Source organism: Streptomyces sp. CBMA123, from assembly GCF_014596465.1.
Taxonomy (GTDB): Bacteria; Actinomycetota; Actinomycetes; order Streptomycetales; family Streptomycetaceae; genus Kitasatospora.
This window is the reverse complement of sequence record NZ_MECK01000204.1, coordinates 1-9,492: the sequence shown is the minus strand read 5'-3', so window position 1 is coordinate 9,492 and position 9,492 is coordinate 1. Positions and strand designations below refer to the sequence as shown.

The following is a 9,492-nucleotide window of genomic DNA, read 5'->3' as shown; positions in this document are numbered from 1 at the left end:
ACGAACTCGCCCTCCACCTGGAGCTGTTCACCATCCGCCGGGCCGCCGACAAACTCAAGTACCTGGCCGGGGTGGAATCCGGCATGGACGCCTTCGTCAACGACATCACCCCCGAGGACGCGGCCCGACACCTGCGGGAGGCCGGCGCGTGACCGACTTCGAGTCCGTCTTCGACACCACCCCCACCGGCGTCTGGGCCGCCCCCGGCCGGGTCAACCTGATCGGCGAACACACCGACTACAACGACGGGTTCGTGCTGCCGATCGCCCTCCCGCACACCGCCCGGGTGACCGCGCGCCGCCGCACCGACGGCCTGCTCCGGTTGTACAGCACCCTGGGCGACGACGGGGTGGTCGAGTTGTCCGTCGCCGAACTGGCCCCCGAGCGGGTGCCGGGCTGGGCCCGGTACCCGGCGGCCGTGGTCTGGGCGCTGCGCGAGGCCGGTCACCCGGTCGGCGGTGCCGACCTCCACGTGGACAGCGACGTGCCCAGCGGCGGCGGCCTGTCCTCCTCCGCCGCGCTGGAGGCCGCGGTCGCCCTGGCCTACCACGATCTGCATGAACTCTCAGTCTCCAGGCCGCAGTTGGCGCTGATCACCCAGCGGGCCGAGAACGCGTTCGTCGGCGTGCCCTGTGGCGTGATGGACCAGATGGCCTCGCTCTGCTGCACCGAGGGTCACGCCCTCCACCTGGACACCCGTGACCTGACGCAGCATCAGATCCCTTTTGATCCGGCCGCCCAGGGGATGCGGCTGCTGGTCGTCGACACCCGGGTCAAGCACGACCTCGGCGACGGCGCCTACGCCGACCTGCGGGCCGGCTGCGAACGGGCCGCCACCCTGCTCGGACTCCCCGCCCTCCGCGACCTCCGGCCGGACGGCCTCGCCGCCGCCCTGGACCGGCTCCCGGACGAACTGCGGCCGCTGGTACGGCACGTGGTGAGCGAGAACGAGCGCGTCCGGCTGGCCGTGAAGCTGCTGCCGGCGGGCCGGCTCGACGCCCTGGGCGCCGTGCTGACCGCCGGACACGCCTCGCTGCGCGACGACTTCGGGACCTCCTGCCCGGAGACCGACCTCGTCGTCGAGACCGCCGTGGCGGCCGGCGCCCGCGGGGCCCGGATGACCGGCGGCGGCTTCGGCGGCTCGGTCATCGTGCTGGTCGACGAGCCGGACACGGACCGGGTGTCCGCCGCCATCGCCGAGGCCTTCCACCGGGCGGGCTACGCGCAGCCCCACACCTTCCCCGCCCTCCCCGCCGCCGGTGCCCGCCGACTGCGCTGAGCCCGCGCCGTCCGGGGCGACCTGCGACCCGGGGCCGCCCGTGCGCCGCACCGGGCGGCGCGCCCGACCCACTGGAGCAGACGTGTCCACCCCGAAGACCGACCGCTCCGACCAGGTGCTCTTCAGCCGGAACGCGGTCGTCGCCTCCTGCCTGGGCTTCGTCCTGATCGGAGCGTTACAGGCGCTCTACGGGCCCTCGATCCCCGCCCTGCGAACACGCTTCGGGCTCACCGAGTCCGGCGCCGGGCTCGGCCTGGGCGCGCACTTCGTCGGCGGCGTCAGCGGCGTACTCCTCTTCGACCGGCTCCACGGCCGCGTCGGCAACCGGACCGCGCTCGGCACCTCCTACGCCCTGATGGCCGTCGGCGCCCTGGGCTTCGCCCTCGCTCCCGGCTGGCCGCTCGCCCTGGCCGCGGCACTGGTCACCGGGCTCGGCTTCGGAGGCATCGACTACGGCCTCAACCTGCTGTTCGCCGTCGGGTTCGGCCGGCGCGGCACGGCCATGCTGAACCTGCTCAACGCGCACTTCGGGGTCGGAGCCATCGCGGGCCCGGCGCTGATCGGCGTGTTCGGCGGCGACCGCCACCCGGCGGTGTTCGCCGCGCTCGCCGCGCTGTCCGCCGGGCTCGTCCTCACCGTGCGCGGGGTGCGCGACGACCGGCCCGAGCCGGCCGCCCGGCCGGGCGCCGCACCCGCGACCGGCCGCCGGGCCACCGCCGTCCTCGCCGTTTTCGTCCTCCTCTACGTCCTGCACGTCGGCGTCGAGAGCGCGATCGGCGGATGGGAGCCCACCCACCTGGAGGCCGTCGGCCACCCGGCCGGGATCGCGGTGGCCGCCACCTCCGGCTACTGGCTGATGATGACGGCCGGCCGGTTCCTCGTCGCCCCGCTGGCCTCGCGCTGGTCGGCACCCGCCATCGTCACCGCCGGCTGCGCGGGCATGACCGTCTGCCTCGCCCTCGCCCCGGTGCCCGCCCTCGCCCCCTACGCGTACGCCGGAGCCGGCCTCTTCATCGCGCCGGTCTTCCCCACCGGACTGTCCTGGCTCAACCAGGCCTCCCCCCGGGCGAGCCGGGCCGGCGCCTGGGTCATCGCCGCCTCCATGGCCGGCGGAGTCGCGGCAACTCCCGCTCTCGGCACGGCCATCGACCACCTCGGGATCACCGCCGTCCCCGTGCTCCTGGCCGCGCTCTCCGCCCTCTGCCTCATCGCCGCCTGCTGGCTCGCCCGCGCGACTCGACCCCGGTCCTGACGCGGACGCGGACGTCCCTGGCGGGGAGTCCGTCTCCAGCCGAACCACACATCCGCGCTCAACGTCGGACGGGCGGTTGTGTTGACTCTTGTAGGTTTCTGATCAGCGCAATATCATATGTCACACCGTTGAACATCAGGCGGCCCAGTGGTTCCGACACGTCAGCGCCGCGCCGATGGCGGCTGTCTGAGCGGTCGTCACGCCCCCTTCGTGGTGCCACTGGCGCAGACGTGTCCCGATCAGCTCATCGCAACGCCAGAGCTCAGAGCACCCCACCCCCATCAGCCGTGCTCAGGCCCGCCCTTCGGGCGGCCCCGCCCCGGCCCATCCCCTCGGGAAGCCCCCACATGCGCACATCGCCACAGCGCGTCGCCGGCATGCTGGCCGTCATGGCCCTCGCCGCCTCCGGCATCAGCGCCACCGCCCTCGCCACCGCTGCTCCGGCCGCGGCCCTCGGCAACGGCAACGCCCTGACCCCGCCCATGGGTTGGAACTCCTGGAACAGCCTGGGCCCCCAGGTCAACGAGAGCCAGCTCAAGCAGACCATCGACTTCATGTCCGCCAACGGCCTGGTCCAGGCCGGCTACAACACCGTCACCATCGACGACGGCTGGTCGACGCGCCACCGCGACGGCCAGACCACGGACTTCGCGAAGACCGCCGACTATGCGATGCAGCTGTACGACAACTACGGCAATCCGGTCTCCGGCGCCGACGGCACCGGCAACGACCGCACCAGCGGACACCTGGTGCCCGACCCGGACGCCTTCCCCTCGCAGACCGTCAACGGCCGGACCGTCAACGGCATCCAGTACCTGGCCTGGTACGCCCACAGCAAGGGCATGAAGTTCGGCCTCTACGCCACCGACACCTACACCACCTGCCAGGGCCACCCCGGAAGCCTCGGTCACGAGAGCACCGACGCCAACGACTTCGTCTCCTGGGGCGTCGACTTCGTCAAGTACGACGACTGCCCCTACGGCCCCACGATCGTCGGCCCCGACGGCTACAGCTACTACCCGCAGGGCGAGGGCAAGGAGCTCACCCAGTCCATCTACGCCCGGACGCAGACCTTCCAGCGCGCCCTCGACACGGCGACCGCCGCCACGGGCAGGCCGAAGGTGACCCTCAGCCTGTCCGCGCAGCCCGCGCACACCGGCATCCCCTACCTGCTGAACGCCAACGACCCGGCCCGCACCGACCCGCTGATCGTCGCCGCCGGCACCCAGCCGCACCAGGCACCCGGCTACTCACCCACCGGTGTGTGGTGCGGCCAGGTCGCCAACATGTGCCGCATCGGCGGCGACCGGGACAGCGAACTGGACGGAGTGCTCTACAACGGCCAGCTGCAGACCGCGCTGAAGTACCCGGGCAACGTCCACCCCGGCAGCTGGAACGACCTGGACATGATGTTCGCCGGCTGGCAGGACCCCAACGGCGTCTGGGGCGTCACCGACACCTACAAGGGCAACAAGCCGTTCACCGACGACGAGTCGCGCACCGAGCTGTCCGTCCTGTCGATGATGGCCGCCCCGCTCGTCTCCGGCGCCGACCTGCGCACCGCGGCCGACTCGCAGCACACCGCGAACGGCCAGACCTGGTCCACCGGCATCAACTCCTCCGCGCTGGCGCTCCTGAAGAACCCCGACATGATCGCCATCGACCAGGACAGCCTCGCCAAGCCCGCCACCCTGGTCGGCAGCGCGCCCTCCTCCCCGACCGCGCCGGTGATCCTCAAGCGCCAGCTGGCCAACGGCGACCTGGCCGTCGCCCTGGTCAACCAGGACCCGAACAACTGGGCCATGCCCAGCGCGAGCTTCACCGACCTCGGCCTGACCGGCTCCGGCTACGGCTACCGGGAGATCTGGAGCGGCGCCACCGGCACCACCACCGGTACCCTCGGCGGCAACTGGATCCCCGCGCACGGCGTCGCGCTCTACCGCATCACCGGCGGCAGCGTCGGCATGGGCGGCGGCAGCGGCACCGGTGGCGGCCGGGCGAGCGTCGTCGGCGACGGCAAGTACCACGCGATCAGCGCCGGCGGTACCGGCGGCCAGGCGCTCGAGGTCCAGGGCGGCTGCTACGCCGCCGTCGGCGGCAACTCCGGCATCAACGCCTACCAGAGCGGCAGCGCCGCCCAGCAGTGGCTGTTCACTCCGAACGCGGACGGCACGGTGACGATCGCGGACAACTGCAACACCGCCGCCCAGACCCACGCGGTGCTGGCCGGGGGTGGCGGGGTCGGCAGCGCCTACCTGCTCAACCCGTCGCCCGACAACCCCTGGCAGAAGTGGAAGGTCACCCAGAACAGCGGCGGTGCGCTGACCATCACCAACGTCGGTAACGGCCTGGTCCTGGACGTCGCCGGCACAACCGCCGGCTCGACCGGGATGACCGAACCGGCCAACTCGGCCGCGGCCGGACAGAGCTGGACCGTCCTGTCCTGACCCAGGCCGGGTCGTGGGCCTGGCCGGGCCGCTGACGGTGCCCGGCGAGCCTGCTCCGCGCCTTACGTCATAGGCCGTTCCCGCCGGATGGCGGGAACGGCCTTGACACGTTTTCGGGTGCTCACTCGCCGCCCGGGCCCACCGTCTTCTTCCTGCGGAACGGCGCCTCTTCCTGGCCGAGGTCGGCGTCGATCGTGTAGCGGTCGGAGGAGGCGTGTTCTCCGAGCGCCACCAGGCGGAACTCCGAGCCCTGGAAGAAGTAGAAGAGGGTGACGCTCGACACCCCGGCCTTGCCGGCACTGGCGTGAAGCACCTGGACCACGGTGCCGTCGACCGTGTGCTTGCCGCTGTCCTTGCCCTTGCCGTCGTAGGCGGCGTTGAGCGCCTGGCCGAGGTTGGTGAGCCGGCTTCCCTCGACGTGCTTCTTGAGATCCTCCTGTGCGGCCGACTGGCTGGTGTACCTCTTCAGGGTGACTGTCGCCACTTCGTGCTCCCTTCGGGGATCAGGGGCCCGTCCGCGCCTCCCGTGGCGCTGGACTCCCGTGCACAGCCTGTGCGTTGGCCACGGTCCGCACAAGACTGCCTACGGTCCGGAGCGGAGAGCGGGTGCAGGAGGGGGGCCTGTCCGCACGGGGTGGGGACAGGCCCGGGTCGGGGGTGGTGTGGGGGTGGGGGTCAGGTGCGGGTGGCGGTGACAAGGTGGTAGTCGAGGAGGCCGTGGCGCCAGGCGGGGAGGAAGTTGCGGGTCCAGTGGTCGGCGGGGACGGTGTCGGTGAGGTAGCGGTCGAGGCCTGGCCAGACGTCGGCGCCGATGGACTCGGTGGAGACGGCGGTGAAGCCGGCGGTGGTGAGGTCGGTGGTGAAGGCGTCGAGCGGATGGGCGACGTCGAGGCCGTCGGCGAAGCTGGCGAGGAGGATCTTGAGGCGTTCGGTGATCTCGGCGCCGGGGGCGGCGAAGAAGGTGGTGACGGCGAGCCGGCCGCCGGGGCGCAGGACGCGGGCGGCTTCGCGGGCGAAGGTGGCGAGTTCGCGGAAGTGCTGGGCGGCTTCGACGGAGTACAGGCCGTCCAGGGAGGCGTGGGCGAAGGGGAGTTCGCCGGCCGAGCCGAGGGTGAAGGCGAGCCGGTCGGGGTAGGTGGCCAGGGCGCGGGCGTTGACGGCGCGGGCGCGTTCGATCTGGTCGGGGTGGATGTCGACGCCGGTGACGGAGGCGAAGCGGAACTCCCGTAGCGCGAGGGCCGCGCCGAGCCCGCGGCCGCAGCCGACCTCGGCGAGGCGCAGCTGCTCGCGCGGCTCCGGGAAGGTGGCCAGCACCCGGCGGTAGAGCTGCTCCTGGCTGTGCACCCGGTCCTCGGGGGACGGCGCGGTGAGGTCGATCCCGTGCCAGTCACCGAAGTTGATGAACCCGCCGGCGAACGACGGGGCGGTGCTGAGGTCGTCGGCGCCGTAGGTCCGGCGGACCGTCGGGGGGATGTGGTTGTGGTCCATGGGGGGTCGGGTCTCCTGCTCGGTGGGTGCCCGGCGGTCGGGCGCGCCGAGGTACGTACCCAAACCGGTGGCGGTCCGAACACGGTACGTGACGGGCTGGTTCGGAGTTGACGCGATCGGGCGGCGGCCGGCGGCGGCGCCGGAAACGCGGTGTCCGGCCGGGCCGCCGGTTCGCTACAGTCCGCCGGGTATCCGAACTAGAGGAGTGATGAACCGATGAGCACCGACGACCGGCCCGTACCGTCGTTGACCGGCGGCGAGCGCGAGATGCTGCGCCAGTTCCTGGACTACCACCGGGCGACCCTCGCCATGAAGTGCGAGGGCCTGACCGACGAGCAACTGCGGCAGTGCTCCAGCCCGCCGTCCACGCTGAGCCTGCTCGGGCTGGTGCGGCACATGGCCGAGGTGGAGCGCACCTGGTTCCGCCGGGTGATCGACGGCGAGGACGTCCCGCTGGTCTGGTCCGAGGACGGCGACTACCAGGTGGCCTACGACACGGCCGGCGCCACCCGTGCCGAGGCCTTCGCCGCCTGGCAGAGCGAGGTCGAGCACTCCCGCCGCATCGAGCTGGCCGCCCCCTCGCTCGACGTGACCGGGTACCAGCCCCGCTGGGAGGCCGAGGTCTCACTGCGCCTGGTGATGCTCCACCTGATCCACGAGTACGCCCGGCACAACGGGCACGCGGACTTCCTCCGCGAGGCCGTCGACGGCGTGGTGGGGGTGTAGGGGCCTACCAGCCGAGGAGGTGGGTGCGGGTGGTGAGGGCGGTGAGGAGGGACTTGGCGGTGGTCTCGGGGGTGAGGGGAGTGGTGTCGAGTTCGTGCGGGCTGGTGGGGGGTGTGGTGGTGAGGACGACGTAGTGGAGGGCGGCGCCGGTGGCGCGGCTCTCGCGGCGGAAGGTGTCGAGGGTGGCCGGGGGCTCGGGGCACTCGACGACGACCTGGTAGCCGCCGGTGGCGTAGGCGAAGGCGGCCTGGGCGGCGGCCGCGAGGGCGGTGGCGTGCCGGCGGTCGTTCTCGGGGAGCCGGTCCGGCCGCCGGCCGTCGCGGATGACCTGGAGGAAGTCGTCCGTCCGCAGGTGGGCGCTCGGGTGCAGCTCCTGGGCGAGCAGCGCCGCGACCGGGCTGCCGTGCCCTCCTTCGCCGGCGGCCCCGGCGGGGTCGACGAGGACGAGGACGCCCCCGGCCCCCCGGCCACCCCCGAGCTCCGGCCCACCTACGGTCGTACGGTTCACAGCTGCTGATCCCTTCGCGGGCCGGGGACGGGACGGGTCTGGACGGGTCTGGACGAGTACGGACGGGCAGCCGGGGCGAGGCGGTGGGAGTGCGAAGGAGCCGGTCGGCCCGGATGCGGACAGCCGACCGCCTCATCCCTACGACTGATGCGTTTCGGGGATCAACCTAGTCCAAACGGGTGTCCCGAGTCGTCCCCCTCCCGGTCCGTGGGCGGGTCGGCGCACGCGTTCAGCGCTCGTCGACCCGCAGCACGATCGGGTTGGTGAGGGCCGCCATCGGGCCCCAGGGCAGGTCCCCGCCCATGGTGTTGCCCTTGCCGGGCGTCCCGTCGGCCTTCGGGTGGCGCACCTCGGCGCGGACGTAGGCGGCGAGCGAGGCGGTGGTGCGCCAGACGACCGTGCCGGAGCCGTCGGCGGGCAGCGACTCCTGGTGCAGCTGGCCCTCGTCGGTGATCAGGCGGACGGTGCCGCCGGGCACGCCGGAGACGGTGAGCCGGACGTCCACCGGGGCGTCGGCGGGGACGGTCAGCTCCTCGCCGATGCCCGCCTGGCGGCCGTTGCCGGTGGCGGTGAGGTCGAGCCGGACGGCGGCGGACTCGGCCAGCCAGCTGCGCCCGGCGCGCAGGCCGTCGAGGACGGCGTCGCGGGTGAGGTCCTCGGCGAGGACGACGTTGTGCGGCAGGCCGATGACCTGGGGCTCGCTGTGGGCGTCGCTGTTGCCCATCGCGGGCCGCCAGGAGCGGTCGCCGGAGCTGCTGCCGCGCAGGGCCGTGGCGAGCTGGGAGTCCCAGGTGTCGACGGCCGACTCGTCGTCGTACGTCCAGGGCCCGTTCCACACCTCGACGGCGTCGGCCTGCTGGTAGCCGAACTTCCACTGGCAGGCGACGTACGGGCAGTACGGGTGGGCGGGCACCACCAGGCCGCCGGAGCGGTGGACCTGGCGGACGAAGCGCGGGAACTCCTCGTCACGGGAACGGTAGCGCCAGTCGACGAACCGGCCGGCCTCCAGGCCGAGCGCCAGCCAGTGGCCGTTGCGGGTGGTGACCTCCTCGCCGGGGACGATCAGCAGGTCGGGGCCGGCCAGCGGGCCCCAGACGGCGTGCGAGGAGCTGGTGTTGTGGTCGGTGGAGACGATGAAGTCCAGTCCGGCCGCGCGGGCTCCGGCGGCCACCTCCTCGGGCAGGCGGCGCCCGTCGGAGTGCACGGTGTGCAGGTGGCAGTCGCCGCGGTACCAGGCCCGGCCGCGGCCGCGGGCCCGCTCCGGCGGGTAGTGCGGGGTGAACTCCGGCCCCGGCTCGCCGAACCGGAGGGTGACCTGGACGTGGTAGTCCAGGCCCTGCGGGGCGACCTGGTAGGGGCCCAGTACGACGTGCCAGGTGCCGGGGTTGATCGGGCCGGGGAGGTAGCCGGGGGTGGCGGTGTCGCGGGCGAGCGCGAACTCGGTGCGGAAGCCGCCGGACCAGCCGCGGAAGCCGTCCCCGCCGAGGTCGGTGCCGCGCTCGTCGAAGATGCCGATGTCGCAGGAGTTGCCGGGGGTGCCGGCCGGGACCTGCGGCTTGTCGTAGCCGTAGGAGACGGCGATCTCGCGGACGCCGTCGGGGACTTCGACCGGGAGGTAGACGAAGTCGGGGGCGCCGGTGGGGAGGTGGCCGGTGAGGGTGAGGGTCTGGTCGCTCGCGTTGCCGGGGCGGCTCGGGGCGGCTGAGGCGGGGCCGGCGGTGGCGCCGCTCGCGGCCAGGCCGAGGGCGGTGGCGGCGCCGGTGGCTAGGCCGGTGCGGAGCAGGTCGCGGCG

The 9,492-nt window shown here is 73.1% G+C and carries 8 protein-coding genes and 1 pseudogene; 5 read left to right on the top strand and 4 right to left on the bottom strand.

From position 1 onward, the window contains the following. The 4 genes and pseudogenes from BG452_RS22415 to BG452_RS22400 all read left to right on the top strand — a co-directional run. Positions 1–152 (top strand): annotated as a pseudogene (locus tag BG452_RS22415) (galactose-1-phosphate uridylyltransferase); the annotation flags it as partial. Then, a complete protein-coding gene (gene galK, locus BG452_RS22410) occupies positions 149–1,279 on the top strand; it encodes a galactokinase (protein WP_188306135.1) in 1,131 nt (376 codons plus the stop codon). The pseudogene BG452_RS22415 and the gene galK, both read left to right, overlap by 4 nt. 82 nt (positions 1,280–1,361) lie before the next feature. Beyond that, a complete protein-coding gene (locus BG452_RS22405) occupies positions 1,362–2,531 on the top strand; it encodes an MFS transporter (protein ID WP_188306134.1) in 1,170 nt (389 codons plus the stop codon). Positions 2,532–2,878: 347 nt separating this feature from the next. Continuing rightward, positions 2,879–4,978 (top strand): alpha-galactosidase, encoded by a 2,100-nt coding sequence (locus tag BG452_RS22400; RefSeq protein ID WP_188306133.1) that lies wholly within the window; start codon positions 2,879–2,881, stop codon positions 4,976–4,978. Positions 4,979–5,099: 121 nt separating this feature from the next. Here BG452_RS22400 and BG452_RS22395 read toward each other — a convergent pair whose 3' ends face one another. Both BG452_RS22395 and BG452_RS22390 read right to left on the bottom strand, forming a co-directional pair. Continuing rightward, the gene (locus tag BG452_RS22395) at positions 5,100–5,462 is read right to left on the bottom strand and encodes a hypothetical protein (RefSeq protein WP_188306132.1); all 363 of its coding nucleotides are present in this window, start codon (positions 5,460–5,462) and stop codon (positions 5,100–5,102) included. Positions 5,463–5,653: 191 nt separating this feature from the next. Continuing rightward, positions 5,654–6,466 (bottom strand): class I SAM-dependent methyltransferase, encoded by an 813-nt coding sequence (locus tag BG452_RS22390; RefSeq protein WP_188306131.1) that lies wholly within the window; start codon positions 6,464–6,466, stop codon positions 5,654–5,656. A 216-nt stretch (positions 6,467–6,682) separates the two neighbouring features. Here BG452_RS22390 and BG452_RS22385 point away from each other — a divergent pair, with 216 nt between their 5' ends. Beyond that, on the top strand, positions 6,683–7,192 hold the full coding sequence (locus tag BG452_RS22385; protein WP_188306130.1) for a DinB family protein: 510 nt from the start codon (positions 6,683–6,685) through the stop codon (positions 7,190–7,192). 4 nt (positions 7,193–7,196) lie between these two features. Here BG452_RS22385 and BG452_RS22380 read toward each other — a convergent pair whose 3' ends face one another. Then, positions 7,197–7,700, bottom strand: coding sequence for a hypothetical protein (locus BG452_RS22380; RefSeq protein ID WP_188306129.1), 504 nt, complete (start codon positions 7,698–7,700; stop codon positions 7,197–7,199). Positions 7,701–7,929: 229 nt separating this feature from the next. After that, on the bottom strand, positions 7,930–9,483 hold the full coding sequence (locus BG452_RS22375) for a CehA/McbA family metallohydrolase (RefSeq protein ID WP_188306136.1): 1,554 nt from the start codon (positions 9,481–9,483) through the stop codon (positions 7,930–7,932). Between the last annotated feature and the right edge of the window lie 9 nt (positions 9,484–9,492).

Excerpts from the sequence above, each read along its gene's own strand:
- BG452_RS22400 (WP_188306133.1), top strand. The coding sequence starts at position 2,879 with ATGCGCACATCGCCACAGCGCGTCGCCGGCATGCTGGCCGTCATGGCC.
- BG452_RS22390 (WP_188306131.1), bottom strand. The coding sequence starts at position 6,466 with ATGGACCACAACCACATCCCCCCGACGGTCCGCCGGACCTACGGCGCC.
- BG452_RS22385 (WP_188306130.1), top strand. The coding sequence starts at position 6,683 with ATGAGCACCGACGACCGGCCCGTACCGTCGTTGACCGGCGGCGAGCGC.